Genomic DNA, 25,467 nt, shown 5'->3' on the forward strand with positions numbered 1-25,467 from the left:
TGTTATACTTACATTATACAAATACAGGAGGCGAGAATATGTTATTGACAAACGGTAAAAAGAGAATACCCATAGGCTATGAAGATTTCAAACAACTTATAGACAGTGGCTTTTATTATGTTGATAAATCAATGCTTATCTATGAGCTTCTGCATAGCGGCGGACAGAATAACTTAATAACTCGCCCAAGACGTTTTGGAAAAACGCTGAATTTCAGTATGCTTAAATATTTCTTTGATATAAATGAAAAGAATAATGCGTATCTTTTTGACGGATTGAAAATATCGGAGCATTATGAAGAATTGGATATGTACAGAAATACTCACCCTGTCATTACGTTGTCTTTGAAGTGTGCAAAGCAAGGTAATTATAGAGAAGCGTTGAGAGGATTAAAATATGAAATACAGCGACAATTTATAAATAATAAATTTATTTTAGACAGTGGTAAATTGGCAGATGAATATAAAGATGAATATAAAAAAATTTTGTCAATGGATGAAGATGCAGTATGGAGTAACTCTATACAACTTTTGAGCATATGTCTAAAACAATATTACGGAACAAAAACAATAATACTAATTGATGAATATGATGTACCGCTTGAAGATGCATATTTTTCAGGGTATTATGATGAAATGGTTAGATTTATCCGCTCATTGTTTGAATCTGCTTTAAAAACAAATTTAGCATTAGAGTTTTCTGTAATTACAGGTTGTCTTAGAATATCAAAAGAAAGTATTTTTACAGGACTTAATAATCTTGCGGTAAATTCAATACTTTCAAATAAATATTCTGAAAGTTTCGGATTTGTGCAATCTGAAGTGGACGAATTGATGAGATATTATAATATAGAAGAAAAATCGCAACTTATGAAGAAGTGGTATGACGGATATTTGTTTGGAAAATCCAAAGTATATAATCCATGGAGTGTACTTAATCAAGTAAAAGAATGGTCAGAAGATAAAGATATATCTGCAATACCATGGTGGACCAATACAAGTTCAAATAATATTATCAGAACGTTAGTCAGTCAGGCAGATAATGAAACAAAGGATATTATTGAAAATTTAATTCATGGCGGAAGCGTAGAAACTGTATTAAAAGAAACAGTGACGTACGGTGATTTAACTGAAAATAATGAAAATATATGGAGCTTTCTGTTCTTTACCGGTTATCTGAAAATAAAAGAAATAGTCAAAACAGGTGAAGTGATAGGCGAGCCTACAATCTATTCACTTGTCATTCCTAATCGTGAAATAAAAAGCTGTTATACAGATATAATAATTCAATATTTTGAAATATATAAAAAGGCAATTAATAAAGATAATTTGTATAAAGCTTTGCTCGGACGTAATGCACAAGACTTTGCAGAGCAAATAACTGATTTGTTGAGAAAAACTATAAGTTATTATGACAGTACAGAATCATTTTATCATGGCTTAATATCAGGATTACTTTCGGGTAATGTGTATTATAAGGTAGAATCGAATCGTGAAACCGGTGACGGACGCAGTGATTTGGTTTTGTATCAGCAAGATGTGGCACAAAATGCAGTGATTTTAGAATTTAAAGTGTGCGGTAAAAATGAAACGGCAGATGATGCCGCAAAACGTGTTTTAAAACAAATAAATGACCGTGACTATGCGTCAAAAGCAAGGGAAGACGGTTACAAGAATATTATCAAATACGGGGTGGCATTTAAAGGTAAAATGTGCTATGCGATTGTGGAATCATAATAGGATGATTTTATGATTAAGGAGGAATTCTATTTGGCAAAGGAAAAAGACGAAATAACCGTTCATTCAAGTGCGGCGGAGTATCTGACTTATGTTGCATCTGTAGGAGACCAAGCTGATAGCATTGAGATGCGTTACGAGAATGAGAATATATGGTTGACACAAAAAATGATGGCAACATTATATGATGTAGATGTTCGCACAATAAACTATCACATAAAAAAGATTTTTAGTGATAGTGAATTGCAAGAGGATTCAGTTATCCAAAAATTTCGGATAACTGCTGCAGACGGAAAAGCTTATAATACAAATCACTACTCGTTAGAGATGATTATAGCAGTAGGATTTAAGGTCAATTCTGAACGTGCCGTACAGTTTAGAAAATGGGTTAATCAAATAGCAAAAGATTACACTATCAAAGGATGGGTTATGGATGATGAAAGGTTAAAGCGTGGAACATACCTAACCGAGAAGTATTTTGATGAACAGTTAGAACGTATTCGTGAAATACGAGCAAGTGAAAGAAAGTTTTATCAGAAAATCACAGACCTGTATGCAACGGCAATAGATTATGATAGAAATTCGGCAACAACCAAGAGGTTTTATGCAACAGTTCAGAATAAAATGCATTATGCCGTTCATGGACATACAGCAGCTGAATTGATTGTAGAAAGGGCAGACCATACAAAAGAGCATATGGGATTAACGACATGGGCAGATTCGCCGAATGGGAAGATTAAGAAAAGCGATGTTATAATTGCCAAGAATTATTTGAGTCAAGATGAGATGAGACAATTAAATCGTATGGTTACGGCATACTTAGATTTTGCAGAAAGTATGACATTAAGACATATTCCGCTGACAATGCAAGATTGGGAGAAACGTCTTAATAGTTTCATTGAGATGTTTGAATATGGAATTTTAAAGGACGCAGGTAAAGTGTCTGCTGAGATTGCAAAGCTTCATGCAGAAACTGAATTTGAAAAGTATAGAATCATTCAGGATAGATTCTTTATGTCGGATTATGATAAATATTTATTGGAATTAGAGGAAAATGCAAAGAAGTAGTTTCACGATTTTGAGATAAAATAAATATTTAAAAGAATATGTCTGCACCCCCTTATAATAAAGACTTGTTGTGAGAAGAATCACAACAAGTCTTTTAGCATATCTATTCTTTTTGAAAGTGCATAGCATATATTTTCACAACGTGTTTCATCAATGTATTTTGATGAACTTAAAATTTTCTTGCAGTCGTTTTCAATGTCGTTGAGTTTTTGAAAATCAAGCCAAGTTAAATCAGTTACAAATCCAATTTGTTTAGCGTGAGAAGTGGTAAATGGCTTGCTTTCGTCATATTTTATCGGTTTTATATTTTTTGCAATCTGATTAAACCATAGGCTTGTTCCACAATCAAATAGAGGTGCAAAGCCAATCCATTCAAGAGTATTTGCATTTCGTATTACGCCGAAGTTGCGAAAATGACGGTCGCTGTTGGCGATAATGTAATCAATGGTAAGCATATAATTAAGAAATTTTTCTGTATTTGCAATTCCCTGTATTTCACAACATCTTTTGAAATGCTCATATGATGATACATTTTTCTCTTTAGGTAGAGTTCCATATATACTATAAGCACTTATAAGCTCCGTTTGAGATGTAATAAAATTTTCGCAAACCGATAAAGGTTGTTCATCATCAAAAACTAAATCATAATCCACAAACGGCATATAGTTTAATCTGCTTTGCAGAATTGACGCTATTTTTTCATTAAGAGGTTCTTGAAAAAATGGTGCACTGCCTGATTTTATAAGACAGCGTTTTCTGTCTATAACTGACCATTTCTTTTTAAGCCATCCGTCAGTGGTGTTGTCGGGGGATATAAGCGAAAAACTGTCACTTTTGGTTGGAGTACCGAATAATGCATTGCCGACATCTTCGCTGAAATCATTATCGAAAAAGTTGATGTCTTTCCATTGTGAATTTACATCGTTCGGTTTAAACCAATATTGGTCGGATAAACTCAAACCGTAACATTTTAAAATCAATTCGTCTTGGTGTGTAACACCGATGATATCAAGTGCATTTGCAAGTCCTTGTCTGCTTGCAGGAATAGAACGCCCTTTGTACCATTTATTAAACTTTCTGAGATTGATTTTTTCATTTTCTGAAAGACCAAGAGGTATGTGTTCGGGATTATATATTTTGCTTACATTTTCAATAGAAAAACTTGCGTCGGATATTTCAATTTCACAGACGGGTATATCCTTGTGCATTAAAATGTATTTCATAAAATCCCTCCTTTTGTCAATCGGATAGATATATTATAGAATGAAATACTTGATTTGTCAATTATAGTTAGACTTGATTTTATAGGGATAATATGATATATTTAGACTATAATAAATTAGGTAAAAAACTGATCTTGCATTTTGTGGTCCGTGGTAGAGGTGGTAGACCCGATAACATTGGGTGCAAAGCTTGTTGATGTACGTGACAGAAAATCTTGTTGCTGTGACGATGATTTCGATTTGGCGTCTGTGCCTGCATCGGTTTGCAGAGTGTTTGACGATCAGTTCGTAACAGGCAATGAGGCAAAACGTGTGTTCGTATCTTTGGGTATTTTCTCCATAATTAAAATCGAACGCCACGTTCAACTTCTTATTCCGTCATATGACTTCTGTATCCCTCAAAAAGAATGTGTAGGGGCAACAGCCCCCACCCCAAATAGACCATCTTTTTTTGTCGTAAAATCTTTATTTCCTTTATAGTATCACATAACAAATTTAAAATCAATATTTATTGATAAATCAGGTATTTCATTCCTGTAGGTTTGTCAATGATGTGTTACACATTTTCTAAAAAATTTCACCGTCATTAACAAAAGCATTGATATACTCTTGTGGAGAATGCCAGTTAAGAGGACGCATGGGAAACTTATTGTATTTATAGTTATGCACCTTTAGTTGTTTTGCAAAATCATCAAATGAATAAAATTTATGCGTAGCATAGAAGTATTCATTATCCTTTCTGTGAGAACGTTCTACCTTGCCGTTGTGTCTTGGGGTAAATGGACGTATAAGCTTATGATGTATGCCATGTCTTTGTAATGCTCTTTCAAACATTGTTGGAGTTTGCTTGCCAACAGAAAGCTTTTTAGTAAACTCCATGCCATTGTCTGTTTGTATGCACTTTATTGGAAATTTAAAAGCTTTAATCAGATGTTCCACAAACACCGCTGATGAATAAGAACTGTGTTCTTCAAAAGCCTCTAAATACCGGAAACGAGAGTATTCATCAATAGCAGTGTATTGATAGAATTTCTTACCTGTCGCATCACCGACGATGCAGGCTGTAGGTACAACCTTAACATCTATCTGAACTCTTTGTCCGGGATAAAGCATTTTCTCATAGGGTTTTGGGATATATTTTGGATTAGGTGGTTTAATAGCCATTTGTCCCATTTTGCGTAGAATACGATAAAGACCGGTTATAGAGCGAGAATAACCCCTTTGACGAAGTTTAATCCAATAGACAACTAAGCCTGCATGTGGGTTTCGTTTGCGCATATTAGCGATTAGCTTTAGTTCTTCCGGTGTGTGTTGATTTGGATGATGATGAGGTCTGTGTGATTTATCGGCTAAAGATTGCAGAGTTCCATCATATCTTTTACGCCAACGATAAACATATTGACGATTTACTTTGTAACGAATTGCAGCTTTAGTTACACCGTGTTTTAAAGAATATTTAATTAATGCTTGTCTAAATCTCATAGTTTGTGTTATAGTATTCATAGCAAGTGACTCCTTTGTTTGTTTTTTTGTGGTGAATTAACTATAACACAAAGAAGTTTCACTTGCTATTCTTTTTTTTGCCGAAATATTTTGTTATGAGTTTATCTCGTAACAAAATATTTTGGAATGTAACACATCTATTGTAAACCTACACAGATATTACTTTGATATATCGACTGTATTGTTGAAGAAATAACATTTATGTGTTATAATATATATACTTACACTTTTACTGAAAAAACTAAAAATCATGACTTGAAAAGATGTTTGTTTAGGAAGGAAGAGTAAATGGGAGAAATAGTTTTATATCACGGTAGTTTTAACAAGGTTGTTGTGCCGCAATATGGCTTGGGCGAAACCAAACACGATTACGGAAAAGGTTTTTATCTTACCGAAAATGTTGAACTTGCTAAAGAATGGGCTGTTTGCAGGCCGGACGAAACAAACGGTTGGGTTCATAAGTTTGAATTGGATACTAAAGATTTGAAAGTATTGGACTTTCAGCAATATAATGTTCTTTCATGGCTTGCAGAGCTGATGAAACATAGAGATGCCGCAGATACAAGGCGTTATAAGATGTTGTCTAAAAAGTTTATTGCGAAATATGGGATTGATACAAGCGAATATGATGTTATAAAAGGGTGGAGAGCCAATGCGTCATATTTTTATATTGCAAAAGAATTTGTGCGTGACAACATTGATATTGAAATCCTTGAAGAATTGTTATCGCTTGGCGGATTGGGTATCCAATATTGCATAAAATCTGAACTTGCTTATTCAAAACTGACTAAGATAGAGGATGGATTGATTTGCGTTGATTATAATGAATTTAACGAAAAGTACAATAAGAGAGATATAAATGCAAGAAAAAATATGCATGAGCTTGTTGATTCGGACATCAACAAGGTAACAAATGTGTTCAGCACATTGATTTGAGAGGTGATTGAAATGCCGGCATATCCGAAAGAATATTTAAGTGATGTTGTTGAAAATCAAGGAAAGCTTTTTGACCTTGTATCACAGAATTATCCTGATAAGGATACTTTTGATTTTATCAACACTTATATGACAAGCAAAACAAGAAGAAGCATTGATGAAGCTAAAGCCTATGTGAATACAATGAGCGCCTCGGAATTATGGGACTATTTTTGCAAAACTGATGGATTTAAATTGAAAAACGGTAAAGCTATTGAAGGCTTTATGCCAGATTGGATAGGCGAATTTTACGCATATTATCAATGGTATTATAATATTCCAAGCAGTGAAGTGGTAAAAAAAGTTCCGGTAGATTTTTTGGTCAAAGCGTACGGCGGACTTCACGATTTGGAACTTGATTTAGCTGTTAAAAAAGTTGGTGAAATATAATGACAATTGTTTGTTTTCACAATCCAAATGAGGAAAACGGATATTTGAGTAATTGGTATCCGAGCGAGTTTACAGTGAATGATGTAGACTTTTCCTCAATGGAACAATATATGATGTATAAAAAAGCTGTGTGTTTTGGAGATAAGGACATGGCAAACAAGATACTTGCAACAGATGATGTGGCTGAAATAAAAGCTTTTGGCAGACTTGTTGCAAATTATAACGAGAGCTACTGGAATGGGGTTCGTCAAATAGTTGTATTTGAAGGGTTGACTGCAAAATTTTCTCAGAACGAAGATTTGAAAACAAAACTCAAAGCAACCGATAACTCAATTTTGGCAGAGTGTGCAGTTAAGGACAGAATATGGGGTATAGGTTTGTCAATGAACGATCCGGATAGGTTGAAAATTGACAAATGGAAAGGGCAAAATCTGCTTGGATATGCCTTGATGATGGTTCGTGAACGGTTGTAAACTCTTAAAAATAGAAAAAATAGAGGTGCAGAAAATTCTGCACCTCTTAGTGAATACAAATATAGTAGATGTAAAATAGAAATAGGTAAAATTAATTATATAGCCATATTGATAGTAATATTACGCTGACCGTCTTTGGTGACTTCGCTGATAAAAATACTGTCGATAAACTCTTGTACTATCGGAATAGTCAACTTATCAATATGAGTATATTTTTTCAAAATTTCTTCTTTATCCTCCTGATTTTCGATTTTTGTCTGCACGTCATTGATTTCAACATCAATATTTTTTAGCTTTGTTTTTGTGGCATTTTGTTGTTCCATATAATCGTTTTGTGCCTGTTCGTATATTTCACGAATAACCACACCGTCATTATATGATTTCAACAAATTAAGCAAATTTTTGCGTGTTACCTCCAAGCTTTTTTCAATATTAAAGCGTTGATTTTTTAAACTTTCAAGTTTTTTATCAAGACGATTTATGATAACAATATTTTCGCTCAATTCATCTTGATTGACGTACTGTGAAATTGTTTCATTAATTTTGTCAATGATAGTTTTTTCAAGCATATCAAGACGTATGCGTTTATGATTGTCACATTCACCGGTTGACGACGCACGATAACATCTGAAATATGAAATACCGCCCGATTTGCATTTATACATTTTTGAACCGCATTTTTCACAATAGACTTTGCCGGAAAGAGGGTGTTTTTTGCCGTCTTTTCCGCTTGAGGCCTTGCGACGGGTTTGACGCATTTTTTGCACGGTATTCCAAAGATTTATGTCAATTATAGGTTCGTGCATATTCGGAATTTTTATATGCTCGGATTTTGGCACATTGCCTTTCTTTTTTGTACGAAAATTTAAAACAGTGCTTTTATGATTCACAACCGTACCTATATATACTTCATTTGCAATAAAAGTACGGACCATATCACGAGTCCATTTACCGATTTTCGTATGTCTGTCGTACATACCGTTTACCTTGTAGCCCTGTTGTTTTTTGTATTCGGACGGAATAAGATAACCGCAACTGTTTAAATGTTGAGCGATTTGCATATATGTACTGCCCGCCGCCGCCATTTCAAAAATTATTCGCACTACCGGTGCGGCGTCCTCATCAATGATAAGATGATTTTTATTGTTTGGATCCTTTTTATAGCCGAATGGCGGCATTGAACCGAAAAACTGACCTCTTTTCGCTTTTTCATCAAAACTTCTGCGTATGTTCTGCGATAACAGTGTAAGCTGTGTTTCGTCAAAAACCGCATGGATATGACTGCTCAACTCTGAATCGGAACGCATGGTGTCTATACCTTCAAGTGCAGAAACAAAACGGATTTTTTTCTCTTTGAAAAGGTTGTGAATGTAGTCCTCGACAACCTTAATATCTCTCGCAAAACGGCTTTGCGTTTTAACAAGTACAATATTAAATTTGCCGTTTTTTGCGTCCTCAATCATTCGGTTGAAGTCGGGACGACTTCTGTCACTGCCCGAAAAATCTTCGTCAATATAATGGCCGTAAATTTCCCAACCGTGTGAAGATGCGTATTCATCAAGAATCATTCTTTGGTTTTGAATACTTTCACTCTCGGCATTACCTTTGTCAAGGTCCTCTTTACTCAGTCGCATATATAATGCTGCTTTTTGAATGGAATTCATCGTTGCACCTCCTTAGGGGCAAGGTTAGACCTTGCCCTTTGTTTTATCTGTTTTGTATGTATGCGACAGCCGATTCTGTTAGGATTACGTTTGTCAATTTTTTGTTGACTGTGTATTTACGCTCCTTTTCGTTACGATTTGCATAGTTGACTTTGATGTTGTAAGTACATGTCTTTGACATAACTTCCACCTCCTGTATAATATATTCACTGAAATAATAAATTATTGAAATTTGTTACTATACGTTTTTTAGTCCGTCATACCGGTATACCGGACTAAAACTTAAACCATGTTATCGTTTATTGCAATACCCTGTAGCATACGAACTGTTTTATTATCCATCGGTCGTCTGACGGGTGTTATATTGGTATATTCCTTTAGTCTTGATATGAATGAATTCCTTGGTATTACAGGATAGTTATTATTCAGACAGAAATCCAGAAATACACTGTATATTTCGTCACCGCGAGATATATATTCATCACCCAGCAAACAGTAATCCGATTTTAGAAAACTGTCTATAGCAGCAGTATTTACTACCCCAAATGATTTGTTGAGTAATTCCTCACATGCCGAACAAGTTGGAAATACAAAATTATTGCCAAGCAACTTTCTATAAGCTGAAAGTCCTTTTTTGATTATATAATCCTTTTCCAACAATAGTTCTTGCAAAAGATTTTCATTTCGCTCTTCAGCAGGAACGGTATTCATAAATGGGACAATCAGAATTCTGTTTCGAATTGATTTTGGATCTTCCTTGGAGGAAACCAGTGGTAATGAATTCGAAGCAAACAGTAACTTTATATGGTCGGGTCTTAACTTATGAAACCCTCCATATTTTACTTCTGTCTCCAAATAATCTTTGCCGCCGCTCGTGAATCTTTTTAAATCGCCCAAGTTTTTTAAAACTGAGGAGGAATTGTCAAGCGAAGTGTTCAACATCTTGTTGTATAAACGTGCTGAGGAATACTTGCTGTTGCTGAACTGCTCAAGCGAAATGTGAGAGCAGTTATTAATCCCTACTAAGTGTTCACATAAGCTGCCGAATACACTTTTCCCGGTATCCGGTTTACCATACAAATAAAAGAATTTTTTAAAACAAGCATTTGGTGCAAGGATTGCCCCTATTACGGACCAAAGAACCCTTAATAAATCCTTATCCCCACCCGAAATTTGATTAAAAAATGCTTTGGTGACATGGTTATTATCGGCATTATCGGGGTTGTATGTGATGTCATTGTAATTTATGAATTTATCCTCAGGTGTAGCTTTGCGGAATTCCTTTAATGTTATATCATAGCAACCGTTTTGAAATACAACAAGATCATTAGGATAATCCAGTTCGTCCAGTGATTGTTGTATCGATGCTGTTGTTTTTAGTTGTTCGACAACTTTTTTCCAAAATGATATTGATCGGTCTTTTAATTCTGCAGGAGCTACCTCTTTTAGTGTTGCAATTAATTCGTTTTGACTTAATAACCGGTAAGCCGGATGTTTAAAAATTCTCAAATCCTCGTTGCAATACATAAAGTCAAATATTTCTAAAAAATATTGTGCAGCATAGTAATCGTTTGATAAGTCATTTGAATTAATAATATCAACTTTGCCAGCTGATTTACCTATATTCTCGGATTCCGATTTCTTCTGAAGAAGATCATCAAACACTTTTGGAATATCTGTTGATAGATTTTCTGTATTATCATCTTCGGTAGAGATATTTTCATGAGGCGGTAACTCCCAATCATCATTTTCGTTTGAAGGCGATGTATTTGATATTAAAGTGTCGATATCAATATCATCATTAAAATTTTTATGTAGCGGTGGAGCCCAATCGTCATTTTCCTCCAAAGGTAGCGTGGACGACATTAAAGCGTCAATATCAATATCCAAATCAATGTCCTCTTCATCATCAAAATTATAAAAATGATTGGCAGAAATCCAGTTGTCACTTTCAGCGACTGTTGCTGAATTCATAAGCTCATCAATATCATTTTGTATCTCGTGATCGATAATCGGGGAATGGGACGATGGCTTAAAGCCATCATCTCGCATATCATCCCAAGTGTTTTTTGTAAGTTGATTCCAATCAAATGGTTGTATGCTTTTCATGATGTATATCCTCCGGTTTAAATATAGTGTCGATGTTTTCGCTAATTGCTATAGGTTTTGTATTTTCTGATGCCAGATATTCCGAAAAATGAGTCAATGCTAGGTCAAAAGCAGCTGTAGCGGAAGGGGAAGTATCCAAAAACATCGCTTGTTGCCCATTTGAGTAGTAGCCGGACGACAAGGTATAATGCTTGTTGAGATCACAACTCGTGTCTGTTACAGGATCGATAACAAACAACAAAGAGGAAAACTCTACTACTTCTTCATCGACCATAAAAATCGCTCTCTGCTTTGAGCAGTCAAAGAACAAATCCAGTCGTTTAAAATCTATATTGGCCTGACACGGAGGATAAAGATTGGATTCGTTAGCTTCCTGTAGCTGCTGAATGGCAATGAATGAATCTCCCGATTGAGCAAAAATGGCAAACCTTGTTAAAGGCGAAAGTTGTCCAAATCTTAAGACAACAGCAGAGTTATCATAGATGCATTTTTCCGCATTAGGTAAATTTGTGTTTACGATCTTTGCCGTCATGCACGAAAAGTTCTTTGTGTTTTTTGACTTAGCGATAATTTTTTCAATAGCTTTCAAATCGGAATTAGTTAATTTATCTCTTTTTTTCATTTTAATTTTATCCTTTCTATTTACCTTGGAATGTTTGCGTTGTAATATCGATATTTACAGTTACAATTGTACATCAATAAAAATATGCCTACAAGAAGCAAAAAGTGCTTTATATAATATTTTTAAAATTAAATATTGCATAATTGAAGATTTAGTGATAGTATGTAATAGGACAAGTATAAAAAATACAAGAATATTACAATTCAAAGAAAATGTTAGGAAAATAGAGGTGCTAAGAATGGAAGACAATCAGAAATTTTGTGAACCGGATAATGAAGAAGAAATAGAATATGAAGAAATATTGTGTGAAGTGGATGATGATGAGGAAATAAAATATGAAGAGAAATTTTGTGAACTGGATAGCGATGAAGATAATGAAAAACGTATAGAATACGAAGAGGGTTTTCGTCAGTATCTAAAATGTAATTTTACAAATGAAGACGGATTGTTTGTAAAAGAGGAGATTAACGAGAAAACTAAAGTAAGTTTAACTGATTTAGGTAAACATTTGTTTGGTTATTTATGTGTAACATCAAATATTCCATATAAAGAGATTAAATACTATTTATATTTAATACAAAAAAGAAAACCAATAAAAAATTGGAAAATCAAAGGAAGCCAAATGTTTAATTGGTTAGAAAATAATTTGATAAATTTTAAATTGGATAAAACACCTAAAATTAAAACCCTAGATGAAAATGAGATATTTAAGATGTCAGAATCTATCATGATGTTCATGGCTGTATTTGAGTCAATGGATAATAGATTGAAAAAGAAAGATACAGCCTATTTTGGCAAAGAAATAAAAAATGCCGATTGTAATTATATACAAAAGTATTGCAGAAAAGAAAATATAGAAGGTAAGTATATAAAAAAGTATATATTAAAAGATGACTATACATTATTTTCGATAATGCTTATGTATTTTGTGTATATAATATTTTATCGTTATTTTAATAAAGAATTGTGCATAAGGAAAGATGAAAAGACAGATACGATTCAAATTGAAAATATAGTAGATATTATGTCTGTAATACATAAAGACTGGGTAGGAACATGGAAACACGAACAGAAAGTACATATTGAAAATCCCAAAAAAGATATAGAACAACAAATACGTCAATATATTATTGAGAATTTTTTCTCTCAGAGAGAAGAAAGTAATTTTTCTTTTGATGGATTTCCATATATGAAATTTCTGATAATAAATAATCAATTTTCAGAATTTACTGATGAAATAATAAAGGATTTTGCTATTTGGATATATAAGAAAAACCATTGCGAAACAAAACACATAAATTCTGCAACGATTATCGTAGATGATATTAAAGACCACTTTCAAAAAGTTGTTAAAAATGTTTATTACGGTGAAAATTATGATTTTAGAAATGAGGAAGAACGTATAGGCAATGAAGATGTGTATAAAAAAAATAAACTCAATATATTGTCTTTGTTCAGCATACTGAAGAAAAAGGAAAATAATGATAACATACAAAGCAGTATACCTAAAACGTTGCGTGCCTCAAGAAACAGAATTGAAATCAATGGGGAAAAAATAAATAGATTACGATTATTTATCGATGATATGTTGACAGATGACAGTTCGAATTATAGGGAAGATAATAAAGATAAGGAATATAAAAGCATGATTAACTGTATTGGCGGATATGAATTTGAAAGAATATTTCAGCCCATTAACTTTATGTTGGATTCGGTGATTAGTATTAAGATGTATGAAGATAAGAATTTTAGAAATAAAATTAATGAAATACGTCATTATGATAACGCAGATAGATATAAGTATATAGTTAATGTGACAAATTACAGTTCATATCCTGTATTCCTTGGGATATATTTAAAACGGTTGTATCTTCAAACTGAAATAAATATTGAAAAATATGTTGCCAATTATATTAGCAATCATTGTGAGCATAATTGTAACGGGTGTGATAATTTTTGTAAATATGAAGCAAAAAAAGAAAATTTAAAAAAAGAGAAAATAGAGGATTTTGAAAAGGAACAGCAGGGAAAAGAAAAACGTGAAAAAAAGAAACTAGAAAAAAATTTGGATATAAATGAATTTGCCGTTTTTATAACCGATAGGTTTCGAAAAAATAGCTCCGGCATGCTGAATATAGAGAACAATTACACTGATGTTATGTTATCGGAAACATTTAGATATAAAAACATAGATAAAGATATGAGGTTATCGGTAAGAGTAAAGGATTCATTTATTAGATATGATGGTTATGCATGGTTAGAAGAATTTGAAGACGTAAATACTGAATGGATAAACGAGTGTATTTGCTTGGGGCAAAAGTTTGAACGGATGATGGAAGAAATATCTGCGTATTTGGCAAGCATTTGTACAATAGGAGATATTATTAATTGGAGCATAAAGACTGTTGAGGAAAGTAGAGAAGAAGGCGATAAATATGTAAATAAACTTTCCGAACATCTGTATGGTATTTGGAATGATGTCTATAAGTATGCTATAGATAATAAACTTGCCATAACAAAAGTTCATACCGAATATTTCGAAAAATATTTCGCCTCTGTGGAAAATGAAAAGAGGAGGAAGAAAGCAGAAAAGAAATTACTGTAATAAAAAGTGAAATTGTTTTGTTTTTTGTCGAAATACCGTTGGAATATGGTAAGATATGTGATATAATAGAAATATAGTTTAACGTTAAATTTGCTACGAAAGGAAAATATGTTATGGGAAAAACAATAGCATTCAGTGGATATAGAACAGAGAAGTTGCCCGAAAATGTGGATCCAATAAGAATACAATTAAAAAAAGAAGTTAATAAGTGTATTGAGGATGGATATGATACATTTTTGTGTGGTATGGCAGAAGGCTTTGATCTGATGTCTGCAGAAATTGTTTTAGACCTAAAAAAATCATATAGTATTAAATTGATTTGTGTTATTCCTTTCGATGATGGCAGGGAACACGGGGAAAAGTATTCGAATATTGCAAATAATGCAGATGAAAAAGTTGTTCTGTCAAATCAATTCAGTTACGATACATACTATAAAAGAAATGAATACATGGTTGATAATTGTGATAAACTCATATGTTATTATGACGGTAGATATGGAGGTACAGAATATACAGTTGATTATGCAAATAAAAAAGGTATTCCGGTAGTGAATTTATGGGACAACATTACTCCTGAACTTCGTATGCCAAAACCAATAGATAATAAGAGAGAAAAAGTGGTAGATGAACTTAAAAATGCACTTAGAAAAGGATCAAGTCTATCAGTTATCTCAGCATATTTTACTATTTATGCCTATGCTGAATTAAAAAAAGAATTATCACGTATTAGTCATATGCGTTTCTTATTTCAGGAACCAACTTTTGTAAAAAAAGACGATGAGTTACTTCGTCAATACTATATAGATCATAATGGAGAAAAAGATATTTCCGGTAATGAGTTTGAGATAAGATTACGAAATGAATTAAAACAAGGTTCAATCGCTAAAGAGTGTGAAAAATGGATAAGAGAAAAGGTGGATATAAAATCCTTAAAAAAGCCGAATCCTGCACAACCGAGAATGATACATGTTGACAATCCAAAAGATGCGGTAATGATAAACGGAACAGTGGACTTTACAACTGATGGATTGGGAATTACTCCGTCAAACAGAATAGACAGTAATATGTGTATTTATGGAAAAGAAATGACTGCAAGCTTTTTACATCAATTCGATGAAATATGGAATGATGATATGACGGTCGAAGATGTCAAAGAAAAAGTATTGGAACAAATGCAAATATTATATAAAGAAAATCCACCTGAATTTATATATTTCATAACTTTATATAACTTATTTTATGATAATTTAAACGAACTTACAGAAGAAAACATAATAAAGACTAAGACCGGTTTTAAAGAAACTTTAATATGGAATAAACTTTATAAGTTTCAGCAAGACGGAGTTTTTGGCGTTATTGATAAAATGGAAAAGTGGGGCGGATGTATTTTAGCTGATAGTGTAGGCTTAGGAAAAACATTTACAGCACTTGCGGTTATAAAATATTATGAACTTAGAAATTCAAGAATACTTGTGCTTGCTCCGAAAAAATTGCGTGAAAATTGGACAATTTTTACACAGAATGATACACGAAATATATTTGCGGAGGATCGTTTCGGATATACTGTATTAAATCATACTGATTTATCACGCCAAAGCGGAACATCGGGAGATGTTAATATTGCGACTGTAAATTGGTCTAATTATGATTTGGTTGTAATCGATGAAAGCCATAATTTTAGAAATAATCATCCGGTAAAGGGTAAGACTACTCGTTATGAAAAATTGATGAATGATATTATAAAAAAGGGTGTTAAAACAAAAGTTTTGATGCTTTCGGCAACTCCTGTCAATAACCGTATGAATGATATAAAGAATCAGATAGGTTTTATAACGGAGGGAAATAATAATCTTTTCCAAGATGCCGGTGTACCAAATGTTGAAAATGTTTTGAAAAAGGCGCAGATGGTATTTAATAAGTGGCAGACTTTGCCGGAAGAAAAGAGGACGTCAGATAGGTTTGTTGAAATGATGGATCTTGACTATTTCAAATTGCTTGATACTGTTACGATTGCACGTTCACGCAGACATATAGAGAAATATTATAATCTTGCGGAAATAGGTAAGTTCCCGGAAAGACTGTCTCCGAAAAACTTATATCCAGATATAGATACGGAAAATGAATTTCCGAAAATTGAGGATGTCAATAAACTTATTAAGAAACTAACTCTTTGCGTATATTCTCCGCTTGGTTATGTGTTGCCTGAAAAGAGAATGGAATACGGAAAAAAATATGATGTAAAGGTTGGCGACGGAAAATCGATATTTAGACAAGTAGACCGTGAAAACAGTCTTGTAGATTTGATGCGAGTAGGTATACTTAAAAGAATGGAAAGTTCAATTCATTCTTTTGGAATTACAGTTGAGAGAATTATAGAAAAGATTAATTTTACACTTGAACGAATTGAGCAAAACAAATTTGAGATAAAAGAAAATCTTTCTATAAATGATATAGATCTTGATGATAATGATTTTGAAGATTTAATGCTCGGCAATACAGTTAAAGTGTTGCTTCAGGATATGGACTTGATTCGTTGGAAACAAGATTTACTTTCTGATAAAGAAAAACTTGAACGTATTCTTGCGGCGGCAAAAGAGGTCAATCCGAATAGGGATAAAAAGTTGTTGGAATTAAAAAGGGTTATACGTGAAAAACAGTTGAATCCTATAAATAAAGATAATAAAAAGATAATTATATTTACTGCGTTTGCGGATACTGCAGATTACTTGTATCGAAACATTGCTCCGGCAATGCTTGAACATGGACAATATACCGCTGTTGTTACCGGTTCCGGAGATAATAAATCAACAGTGCCGATACCCAAACAACTTAAGAATCAAATAAGAATAAGCGACTTAAACAGTGTACTGACATTGTTTTCACCGAAGTCAAAAGAAATGAATAAGGTATTTCCTGAAATGACGGATACTATTGATATTTTAATTGCAACAGATTGCATTTCGGAAGGTCAAAACTTGCAGGATTGTGATTATCTTATAAATTATGATATCCATTGGAATCCTGTTCGCATAATTCAGCGTTTTGGACGTATAGACCGACTTGGCAGTACCAATGACTATATTCAACTTGTGAATTTTTGGCCTAATATGGAACTTGATGAGTACATAAATCTTGGACAAAGAGTAAAAGGCAGAATGGTGCTTTTAGATGTATCTGCAACGGGCGATGATAATGTTATTGATGAAAGCAAGGAAAAGAAGGATCTTGAATATCGTAAGAAACAGTTGATGAAACTGAAAAATGAAGTTGTCGATTTGGAAGATATTGCAGGAAATATTTCTATTACAGACCTTACATTCAATGATTTTAAAATAGACCTTATGGAATATATGAAAACAAACCGAAAAAAACTGGATAATGCACCTATGGGAATGTATGCAATAGCAAGTATTCCGGATAATCTCAAAGATACTATTGAGCCGGGAGTAATATTCACGTTAAGACAGATTGAGGGACGAGCGCAAACAAAGGAACAGAATGCTTTCTATCCGTATTACCTTGCATATGTAAAGGAAAACGGCGAAACGACTATGAATTTCGTTCAGAGTAAAAAGATTTTGGACTGCTATAAAAAATTGTGCAAGGGTCATACAGAGGTTATAAAAGAACTTGCCGATGAATTTAACAACGCCACTGAGGACGGCAAAAATATGGGGATATATTCAGACTTGCTTGAAAATGCTATTGATAATCTTATCGGCAAAAAACAGGAAGCCGGAATTGCAAGTCTTTTCTCAAAAGGCGGCGGAATTGTTTCTGATGAAACCTTTGACGGAATTGAAGATTTTGAATTGGTAAGTTTCTTGGTGATAAAGTAGGTGACGAACATTGTTAGGGATAAATGAAAATTGCAAAATCGAGCAATTCATAGCTAAAAAGAACTTTTATACATACGGTGATTTGACAAGCGGTGATAAGGCTATTTTTACGAATAACATTTCAAAGATAACACTTATGTATCAGATAACTCCAAATAAAATAAATATATCACCTTATAAAGATGATGTTCGTGAGTATCCGATGATAAATGTGTTTAAAGTGGAAGTTTATAAGGACGAAAAAATAAAACGAATTGCAGAAATAATTATGAAGTCTATTCCGTATCCAATGCTGATTGTTTTTGAATTTGAAGATAAGGTTCAGCTGTGGACAGCACATCAGAGAATAAACCAAAATGATGAAAGCAAAAATGTGCTTGACGAATTTGTATTTACAGATTGGGAAACAGATACAAGTTGGTTTGATGTTTCTGAAATGAATATGACAAATTTTTATGCACTGTATTCGGATATGGTTGATTGCATATCGGTACATAATGCAAAATGTATTGTTCAAACTGATGAATTAACCGGTGAACAGGCACGAGAATTGACAAATAAATTGGAAGAAATAGAGAATCAAATTGTAGCGCTAAAATCAAAAATGAAGAAAGAAACTCAGTTTAATAAACGTATTGAAATAAATATCGAAATTAAGAAACTGGAACAGGAAAAGGGTACAGTTTTGAGTTTGGGGAATAGAGTTATATGAATAAAAAAACAAGTAAAAAATGGTATAAAAAAATATGGGTATGGTTGATAATTAGTGTCAGTATTATAATTATTGTATTTGGTGTTCCATTAGCAATAAATTATTTCTATACAAAGGTTATATGGTTTCATACTGATTGGAATGGAGGTTCTGCATTACAATTTTATGGAACAATACTTTCTTTTTTTAGCACAGCGTTATTAGGTGTTATTGCTATATATCAGAACAATAGAGCAAATGAAGTAAATAAATCAATAATGGCAATGAATAGCAAAAAACAAATCGCATACTTAGTTCCTAAAACAACAACTTTGAAGTGTGACGAAAATATGTGTTTTGATTTTATAAACAAAGGAAACTCATTTGGAATTATAAGACTTGTAACATTGCAAAAAAATGGAGAAATTATTTTACAAAAGGCTATGGAAGAGTTTGTAGATTGTGATACGGAGTATAAATTTGATTCTCATTTGAAAATTAAAGATGAAAATGAAGACTTGCGTATTACAATTGAGTTTTTAATTCAAAATCCTTTTGAATATGAATATACAGAAAAGATAATTATGGATTTCGATTTAGAATATAAGGATGAATTTATTTCATTTAAACAAAAAAAGTTTAATATAGTATTTAGAAATTCAAAGGAGGCATTTTAAATGATTGAAACAAAATTAGACGGTAAAACGCCGGATATAGCTGAAGAAAATATTGCAAAGTTGAAAGAAATTTTCCCTGATGTATTTTGTGAGGGAAAAGTTGATTTTGAAAAATTACAACAAGTGTTAGGTAATTATATAGAAGATGAAGATGAGCGTTATAATTTTTCTTGGAACGGAAAAGGACGTTCACTGCGTCTTGCTCAAAGTCCGTCAATGGGAACACTTCGCCCTTGTAAAGAAGAAAGCAAAGATTGGGACACAACCGAAAATCTTTATGTTGAGGGTGATAATTTAGAGGTTTTAAAACTTTTGCAAAAATCATATCACGGTAAAATAAAAATGATATACATAGATCCTCCGTATAATACAGGACATGATTTTGTTTATCCGGATGACTATACGGATAATATGCAAAATTATCTTGAATTAACCGGTCAAGTGGACAGCGAAGGAAAGAAAATCACCACAAATCCGGATACTAACGGAAGATACCATACCGATTGGCTTAATATGATGTATCCGCGTTTAAGACTTGCAAGAAATTTGCTTGCAGATGATGGTGTTATTTTTATTAGCATTGATGATAATGAGCAAGCTAATTTAAAGAAACTTTGTGATGAGGTGTTTGGAGAAAGCAACTTTGTATGCAATTTTGTGAGGAAAAATAAAACCGGAAGTGCACATGATAGCAGAAAAATTGCAATTGAATTTGATTATATATTATGCTATGCAAAAAAAATCATTAATTCTAATATAAATCAAGAAATTGTTGATACAGAAAATGATGATAAATATCGTTTCGCTGATGAAAACGTTAATGAACGTGGAAAATATTATTTGCGTGATTTAGATTATAAAGGCTCATATTCTGAAAAAATGGACTATCCAATTACGATGCCAGATGGTTCAGCTGTTTATTCAGGTGATATGTTTGGAAAACCGAATACATGGCGATGGAGTAAAGAGAAATTTGAATGGGGTTTAAAAAATAATTATATTGTATTTAAAAAAATTTCGGATAAATGGAAAGTTTATATCAAACAATATCAATACGTGGACAATAATGGCGATTTATATACAAGAACTATTCCTTACAGAGCACTGATAGAATTTTTAAACGGACAAGGTACAGCAGATTTTAATGGAATTATGGAGACTAATGTTTTTTCATATCCAAAATCAGTTGGTCTGATACTACATTTGTTAAAAATTGCATCAAAAACTGATTCAATAATTCTCGACTTTTTCTCAGGCTCTGCTACAACTGCTCATGCAGTTATGCAGTTAAATGCGGAAGATGGAGGGAATAGAAAGTTTATCTGCGTTCAGTTGCCGGAACCTACCGATGAAAAGAGTGAAGCATACAAAGCGGGATATAAAAATATTTGCGAAGCAGGCAAAGAACGAATTAGACGTGCAGGAGAAAAGATTAATGCGGAAATAATTGAAAGCAACAAACAAATTGCTCTTGACGAACAAGAAAAGAAACTTGTTGATGTAGGATTTAAGGTGTTCAAACTTGACACTTCAAATATCAAAAAATGGAATCCCGATTTTGATGACCTTGAAGATTCGTTTGTAGACAGTATAAATAATCTTGTAGACGGCAGAAGTGAGCTTGATTTGGTATATGAAATTATGCTTAAATATGGTCTTGATTTGACATATCCTGTGGAAGAACTTTCGTATGGCGATAAAAAAATCTACTCAATAGCTTTTGGTATGCTTGTTATCTGCGTTGCGGAAGGGGTTTCAAAAGATGTTGCAGATTTTATTGTGGAATATAAAAAGCAAAACAACATTGAGGAAATGCGTACGGTATTTAAAGACGGTTGTTTCAAAGATGACAGTACACAAATGAGTATAAAAGAAACATTGAAAAGTGCCGGAATTGAAGAGTTTATAACGATATGAGGTAATAGAATGGATGGACTGTTTAATTTTTTATCAAAATTAAAAGTTCCAACAAAGATAGTGTTTGGAGCTTTACTTATTGTATCTGGGCTTATTCTCTTTTTACCACAAAAAATCCTTGCACTTCTTGGTTTGAATAATTTAACGGAGCAACATAGAACTATTATAGGAATAACGTTTCTTCTTTCTTTGTCGGTATTATTGTTGTTCTTGTTAGGTTTGATAAAAGATATTTTTTTGATTAAACGAAAGTGCAGAAATCGAAAAAAATATTTAATAAGTATTTTAAATAATACCAGTTCAGATGAATATGATTTATTATATAATATGTACCGAAAGAATATGGCAATTATAGTTCCTAATAATACAAAGTCGGCACTTTATCTACAAACAAATGGAATAATATCTGCGCCGCCCCAAAATACATTTTTGTATTATGATGGTACTATGCCGGTAAAATACATTGTGCAACCTTGGGCAGCTAATATTATTGAGAAGCATTTTAAAAAGCAGGTGAATAAACAGTGAAACTTAAATTTGATAATAATTTACAATATCAGCAAGAGGCTATTTCTGCAGTTGTGGATTTATTTAAAGGGCAAACGCCTAAGCAATCCAACTTTACGGTTTCTTCAAATTCTAATCAAATAGGATTGTTTGATACAAATAACGGTATCGGAAACTACTTAGAACTGATAGATGATGAAATTTTAGAAAATTTGCAGGAAGTTCAATTAAGAAACGGACTTCCCAAAACGTTGAGTTTAAAAAAGAACGAATATGATTTTGACATAGAAATGGAAACAGGAACAGGTAAAACCTATGTTTATTTGCGTACAATTTTTGAACTTAATAAACAATATGGGTTTTCTAAGTTTATTATTGTTGTCCCGTCTATTGCAATTAAAGAGGGCGTGAAAAAATCTATTGAGATAATGTCTGATGAATTTAAAAATTTATATAATAATACTGTTTTCAATTCATTTATATATGACAGTTCGGACCCTGAGGGGGTTCGTTCGTTTGCGGTAAGTGATAACATTGAAATTATGGTTATTAACATAGATGCATTCAGAAAATCGTTTGAAGACAAGACTAAAGAGAGCAAGGCAAACATTATTCACAGACAAAGCGACAAGCTGAATGGAATGAGACCTATCGAACTCATTGCAGAAACAAATCCTATTGTTATAATTGATGAACCGCAGTCTGTTGATACCACGCCGAAATCGAAAGAGGCAATCAAATCCCTAAATCCATTATGCACTCTTCGCTATTCTGCTACACATGTGGATAAGCATAATCTTATATACAAATTGGATGCAGTTGATGCTTTTGATTTGGCACTTGTAAAGCAGATTGAAGTTTCGAGTTTTGTAAGTAAGGATTATCACAATAATGCTTATTTGAAGCTGATCTCTGTTGACAATAAAAAAACACCGATTTCAGCTAAAATAGAAATTGATGCTGATGTTAAAGGTGAGGTAAAAAGGAAGAAAGTAACTGTACATCAGGGCGACGACTTATCTTCAAGAAAACTGGGTAATCGTGATATTTATGAAGGCTATATTGTAAATGAAATATATTGCGAAGAAGGCAGTGAGTATGTCGATTTTACAAGTAAAGAGGACATTTTGCGTATAGGAAAACCTATTGGCGATATTGACGATTTGGCTATTAAAGAGCAGCAAATAAGAAAAACTATTGAAGAACATCTTAACAAGGAACTTGTCTTGAATCCAAAAGGTATAAAGGTTTTGAGTTTATTTTTTATAGATAGGGTGGCAAATTACAGGTATTATGATGAAGACGGAAAATGTCAAAAAGGTATTTATGCCAAACTCTTCGAGAAACACTATAATGATCTAATAAGAAAACCTAAATATAATACGTTATTTAAAGAAATTGATACCGATACTCCAGCGGAAGGTGTGCATGACGGTTATTTTTCGAAGGATAAAAAAGGATATAAAGATACTAACGGAAATACAATAGCTGATAATGAAGCATATAATTTGATAATGAAAGATAAAGAACGGTTATTGTCATTTGACAGTAAATTGCGTTTCATTTTTTCGCACTCCGCATTGCGTGAGGGATGGGATAATCCAAATGTGTTTCAAATATGTACATTAAACGAAACACGTTCAAATGTTAAAAAACGTCAGGAAATAGGTCGTGGTTTAAGACTTTGTGTTAATCAAAAAGGTGAAAGAGTTCATGGTTTTGCTATAAATACATTAACGGTAATGGCAAATGAAAGTTATGAAGAATTTGCCGATAAACTACAAAAAGAATATGAGACAGATCAAAAAATTAAATTTGGTGTTATTGAGTCTCATAGTTTTGCTAATATCCCTGTTAAGAAAGATAACGGTGAATTTGAATACTTGGGACATTCTGCATCTGAAACAATTTATAATCATTTTGAAAGTGTGGGGTATATTGATAATAAAGGTAAAATTCAAGAATCTTTAAAGAAAGATATTTTAGCTGGGACTGTTGATATTCCGGAGGAATTTTCAAAAAGTGCTGTAGATATAATAGCTATATGTAAAAAGGCAGTAGGAAAACTTAAAATCAGACCGAGCGAGGAACGTAAAAAGGTTAATCTTAATAAGGCAGTATATTTAAGTGATGATTTTAAAGCGTTATGGGACAGAATTAAATACAAAACTACATATGCTGTTAAATTTGACAGTAATAAATTGATGGAAGAATGTCAGATTGCACTCAGAAAGGAACTTCATATTTCTTCGCCAAAGTTGATTTATACCAAAGCAAAAGCAACTGTTAATATCGGAGGTATAAATACAACAGAAACTGTACGTCAAGGTATAGTTGCAAATGATAATTTAGATACATTACCTGATATTATTACTTATCTACAAAATGAAACCAGTCTTACAAGAAAAACTATTGTTGAAATTTTAGTCGGTAGTAAGACACTTAGTTTATTTAAGAAGAATCCTCAGAAATATATGGAAGAAACTTTTAAAATTATATCTCAAAAAATGCGTGAATTTATTGTGGATGGAATAAAATATACCAAAATCGGCGATGATGAATTTTATGCTCAAGAATTGTTTGAATCAGAAGAGTTATGGGGTTATCTTTCTCATAATATGATTAAAAGTGATCGCAGTGCATTTGAATATGTTGTGTTTGACAGTCAAAATGAAGAGGTTTTTGCTAACAGATTTGAAAATTGTGAGGATGTTAAATGTTATACAAAACTTCCTGATTGGTTTAAAATACCGACTCCATTAGGAAGTTATAATCCTGACTGGGCTGTTTTGATTGACAAGGATGGAGAACAAAAGTTGTATTTTGTTCTTGAAACAAAAGGCAATATCCAAATTGATTTTTTAAGACGGGCTGAACATGGGAAAATTATGTGTGGCACTAAACACTTTGAAGCGTTGGGCAATGATGTAGTATTTAGACCTATTGATGATTTTGATGAATTTATAGAAGATATATGATTAAGTGTGTACAAGCATAAGGTTTGTGCAAATATTGAATAATGTAGAAATTTTTGATTAAGTGGACGGAATTTAATTCCGTCCACTTTTATTTAACATAAATAAGGCGAACAACTCATTTAAAGAATAGGATATTGAGAATTTTGAAAATATACTTAAACATAATGAAACTTAATAAAAAAATAAATTTATGAATACAGATAGGGCTTGACAGAATCAAGCCCTATAACGTTATTCTTTTCTGCCGAAAAGATACATTAGAGCAGTAATCGGCAACAGAGAAATCAGTATCCATTTACCCATTAAAAACACCTCCTCACCAAAGCATAAGCAATACTTTTTTAATTCCTTTTAGTATCGTTCGTATCATACAGAAAACCCCCTTTCGATTATTCATGTAAATAATGTATAAGTGAATAATTGAATTTTACTAAGATAAAATTTACTCAAACGTAAATGAGTAAAACGTAATTGACTAAAAATATAAATT

General features: G+C 32.7%; 19 protein-coding genes. 13 read left to right on the plus strand and 6 right to left on the minus strand.

The features are described from left to right. Window positions 1-38 precede the first annotated feature (38 nt). Together ACSAMO_RS08470 and ACSAMO_RS08475 are read left to right on the plus strand one after the other, a co-directional pair. Window positions 39-1,736, plus strand: coding sequence for an AAA family ATPase (locus tag ACSAMO_RS08470; RefSeq protein ID WP_499209115.1), 1,698 nt, complete (start codon window positions 39-41; stop codon window positions 1,734-1,736). Window positions 1,737-1,769: 33 nt separating this feature from the next. Continuing rightward, on the plus strand, window positions 1,770-2,804 hold the full coding sequence (locus ACSAMO_RS08475) for a virulence RhuM family protein (RefSeq protein ID WP_499209116.1): 1,035 nt from the start codon (window positions 1,770-1,772) through the stop codon (window positions 2,802-2,804). An 80-nt stretch (window positions 2,805-2,884) separates the two neighbouring features. Here ACSAMO_RS08475 and ACSAMO_RS08480 read toward each other — a convergent pair whose 3' ends face one another. Next, window positions 2,885-4,027 carry a HipA domain-containing protein gene (locus ACSAMO_RS08480; RefSeq protein WP_499209117.1) on the minus strand — a complete coding sequence of 381 codons (1,143 nt, stop codon included), beginning with the start codon at window positions 4,025-4,027 and terminating at the stop codon, window positions 2,885-2,887. A 150-nt stretch (window positions 4,028-4,177) separates the two neighbouring features. Between ACSAMO_RS08480 and ACSAMO_RS08485 the strand changes: the two genes are divergently transcribed. Continuing rightward, window positions 4,178-4,507: a hypothetical protein gene (locus ACSAMO_RS08485; protein WP_147364962.1), complete on the plus strand. Its 330-nt coding sequence runs from the start codon at window positions 4,178-4,180 to the stop codon at window positions 4,505-4,507. An 87-nt stretch (window positions 4,508-4,594) separates the two neighbouring features. Here the strand turns inward: ACSAMO_RS08485 and ACSAMO_RS08490 are convergent, their stop codons facing one another. Continuing rightward, window positions 4,595-5,530, minus strand: a complete 936-nt coding sequence (locus ACSAMO_RS08490) for a DDE-type integrase/transposase/recombinase (protein WP_118446734.1) — start codon at window positions 5,528-5,530, stop codon at window positions 4,595-4,597. Between the two features lie 288 nt (window positions 5,531-5,818). Between ACSAMO_RS08490 and ACSAMO_RS08495 the strand changes: the two genes are divergently transcribed. The 3 genes from ACSAMO_RS08495 to ybiA are packed head-to-tail and all read left to right on the plus strand — an operon-like array spanning window position 5,819 to window position 7,368. After that, complete coding sequence (locus ACSAMO_RS08495) at window positions 5,819-6,466, plus strand: DUF3990 domain-containing protein (RefSeq protein ID WP_499209118.1); 648 nt, start codon at window positions 5,819-5,821, stop codon at window positions 6,464-6,466. 12 nt (window positions 6,467-6,478) lie between these two features. Further along, window positions 6,479-6,895 carry a hypothetical protein gene (locus ACSAMO_RS08500; protein ID WP_412332424.1) on the plus strand — a complete coding sequence of 139 codons (417 nt, stop codon included), beginning with the start codon at window positions 6,479-6,481 and terminating at the stop codon, window positions 6,893-6,895. After that, on the plus strand, window positions 6,895-7,368 hold the full coding sequence (gene ybiA, locus ACSAMO_RS08505) for a riboflavin biosynthesis intermediates N-glycosidase (RefSeq protein ID WP_499209119.1): 474 nt from the start codon (window positions 6,895-6,897) through the stop codon (window positions 7,366-7,368). Before ACSAMO_RS08500 ends, ybiA begins: the two co-directional genes overlap by 1 nt. 95 nt (window positions 7,369-7,463) lie before the next feature. On the opposite strand, the gene ACSAMO_RS08510 is transcribed toward ybiA, so the two are convergent. The 4 genes from ACSAMO_RS08510 to ACSAMO_RS08525 form a co-directional block, all read right to left on the minus strand. Continuing rightward, complete coding sequence (locus tag ACSAMO_RS08510) at window positions 7,464-9,032, minus strand: recombinase family protein (protein ID WP_499209120.1); 1,569 nt, start codon at window positions 9,030-9,032, stop codon at window positions 7,464-7,466. Window positions 9,033-9,075: 43 nt separating this feature from the next. Beyond that, window positions 9,076-9,213 carry a hypothetical protein gene (locus ACSAMO_RS08515; RefSeq protein WP_499209121.1) on the minus strand — a complete coding sequence of 46 codons (138 nt, stop codon included), beginning with the start codon at window positions 9,211-9,213 and terminating at the stop codon, window positions 9,076-9,078. Between the two features lie 101 nt (window positions 9,214-9,314). Next, window positions 9,315-11,141: a DNA primase family protein gene (locus tag ACSAMO_RS08520; RefSeq protein ID WP_499209122.1), complete on the minus strand. Its 1,827-nt coding sequence runs from the start codon at window positions 11,139-11,141 to the stop codon at window positions 9,315-9,317. After that, window positions 11,119-11,763, minus strand: coding sequence for a hypothetical protein (locus ACSAMO_RS08525; RefSeq protein WP_499209123.1), 645 nt, complete (start codon window positions 11,761-11,763; stop codon window positions 11,119-11,121). The genes ACSAMO_RS08520 and ACSAMO_RS08525 overlap by 23 nt, the downstream gene beginning before the upstream one ends. A gap of 238 nt (window positions 11,764-12,001) precedes the next feature. Here ACSAMO_RS08525 and ACSAMO_RS08530 point away from each other — a divergent pair, with 238 nt between their 5' ends. The 7 genes from ACSAMO_RS08530 to ACSAMO_RS08560 all read left to right on the plus strand — a co-directional run bounded on the left by ACSAMO_RS08530 (window position 12,002) and on the right by ACSAMO_RS08560 (window position 24,977). Continuing rightward, window positions 12,002-14,368, plus strand: coding sequence for a hypothetical protein (locus tag ACSAMO_RS08530; RefSeq protein WP_499209124.1), 2,367 nt, complete (start codon window positions 12,002-12,004; stop codon window positions 14,366-14,368). Between the two features lie 113 nt (window positions 14,369-14,481). After that, a complete protein-coding gene (locus ACSAMO_RS08535; RefSeq protein WP_499209125.1) occupies window positions 14,482-18,207 on the plus strand; it encodes an SLOG family protein in 3,726 nt (1,241 codons plus the stop codon). A gap of 10 nt (window positions 18,208-18,217) precedes the next feature. Beyond that, entirely contained in the window at window positions 18,218-18,919 is a 702-nt protein-coding gene (locus ACSAMO_RS08540; RefSeq protein ID WP_499209126.1) for a DUF4391 domain-containing protein, read from the plus strand. Next, a complete protein-coding gene (locus ACSAMO_RS08545; protein ID WP_499209127.1) occupies window positions 18,916-19,575 on the plus strand; it encodes a hypothetical protein in 660 nt (219 codons plus the stop codon). The genes ACSAMO_RS08540 and ACSAMO_RS08545 overlap by 4 nt, the downstream gene beginning before the upstream one ends. Continuing rightward, the gene (locus ACSAMO_RS08550) at window positions 19,576-21,492 is read left to right on the plus strand and encodes a site-specific DNA-methyltransferase (protein WP_499209128.1); all 1,917 of its coding nucleotides are present in this window, start codon (window positions 19,576-19,578) and stop codon (window positions 21,490-21,492) included. Between the two features lie 9 nt (window positions 21,493-21,501). Beyond that, the gene (locus ACSAMO_RS08555; protein WP_499209129.1) at window positions 21,502-22,020 is read left to right on the plus strand and encodes a super-infection exclusion protein B; all 519 of its coding nucleotides are present in this window, start codon (window positions 21,502-21,504) and stop codon (window positions 22,018-22,020) included. Then, window positions 22,017-24,977, plus strand: a complete 2,961-nt coding sequence (locus ACSAMO_RS08560; RefSeq protein ID WP_499209130.1) for a type III restriction-modification system endonuclease — start codon at window positions 22,017-22,019, stop codon at window positions 24,975-24,977. The genes ACSAMO_RS08555 and ACSAMO_RS08560 overlap by 4 nt, the downstream gene beginning before the upstream one ends. Window positions 24,978-25,467: the final 490 nt, after the last annotated feature.

This window comes from Ructibacterium sp. SJQ-7 (assembly GCF_054696575.1).

Excerpts from the sequence above, each read along its gene's own strand:
- ACSAMO_RS08470 (WP_499209115.1), top strand. The coding sequence starts at position 39 with ATGTTATTGACAAACGGTAAAAAGAGAATACCCATAGGCTATGAAGAT.
- ACSAMO_RS08480 (WP_499209117.1), bottom strand. The coding sequence starts at position 4,027 with ATGAAATACATTTTAATGCACAAGGATATACCCGTCTGTGAAATTGAA.
- ACSAMO_RS08490 (WP_118446734.1), bottom strand. The coding sequence starts at position 5,530 with ATGAATACTATAACACAAACTATGAGATTTAGACAAGCATTAATTAAA.
- ACSAMO_RS08495 (WP_499209118.1), top strand. The coding sequence starts at position 5,819 with ATGGGAGAAATAGTTTTATATCACGGTAGTTTTAACAAGGTTGTTGTG.
- ACSAMO_RS08500 (WP_412332424.1), top strand. The coding sequence starts at position 6,479 with ATGCCGGCATATCCGAAAGAATATTTAAGTGATGTTGTTGAAAATCAA.
- ybiA (WP_499209119.1), top strand. The coding sequence starts at position 6,895 with ATGACAATTGTTTGTTTTCACAATCCAAATGAGGAAAACGGATATTTG.
- ACSAMO_RS08510 (WP_499209120.1), bottom strand. The coding sequence starts at position 9,032 with ATGAATTCCATTCAAAAAGCAGCATTATATATGCGACTGAGTAAAGAG.
- ACSAMO_RS08515 (WP_499209121.1), bottom strand. The coding sequence starts at position 9,213 with ATGTCAAAGACATGTACTTACAACATCAAAGTCAACTATGCAAATCGT.
- ACSAMO_RS08520 (WP_499209122.1), bottom strand. The coding sequence starts at position 11,141 with ATGAAAAGCATACAACCATTTGATTGGAATCAACTTACAAAAAACACT.
- ACSAMO_RS08525 (WP_499209123.1), bottom strand. The coding sequence starts at position 11,763 with ATGAAAAAAAGAGATAAATTAACTAATTCCGATTTGAAAGCTATTGAA.
- ACSAMO_RS08530 (WP_499209124.1), top strand. The coding sequence starts at position 12,002 with ATGGAAGACAATCAGAAATTTTGTGAACCGGATAATGAAGAAGAAATA.
- ACSAMO_RS08535 (WP_499209125.1), top strand. The coding sequence starts at position 14,482 with ATGGGAAAAACAATAGCATTCAGTGGATATAGAACAGAGAAGTTGCCC.
- ACSAMO_RS08545 (WP_499209127.1), top strand. The coding sequence starts at position 18,916 with ATGAATAAAAAAACAAGTAAAAAATGGTATAAAAAAATATGGGTATGG.
- ACSAMO_RS08550 (WP_499209128.1), top strand. The coding sequence starts at position 19,576 with ATGATTGAAACAAAATTAGACGGTAAAACGCCGGATATAGCTGAAGAA.
- ACSAMO_RS08555 (WP_499209129.1), top strand. The coding sequence starts at position 21,502 with ATGGATGGACTGTTTAATTTTTTATCAAAATTAAAAGTTCCAACAAAG.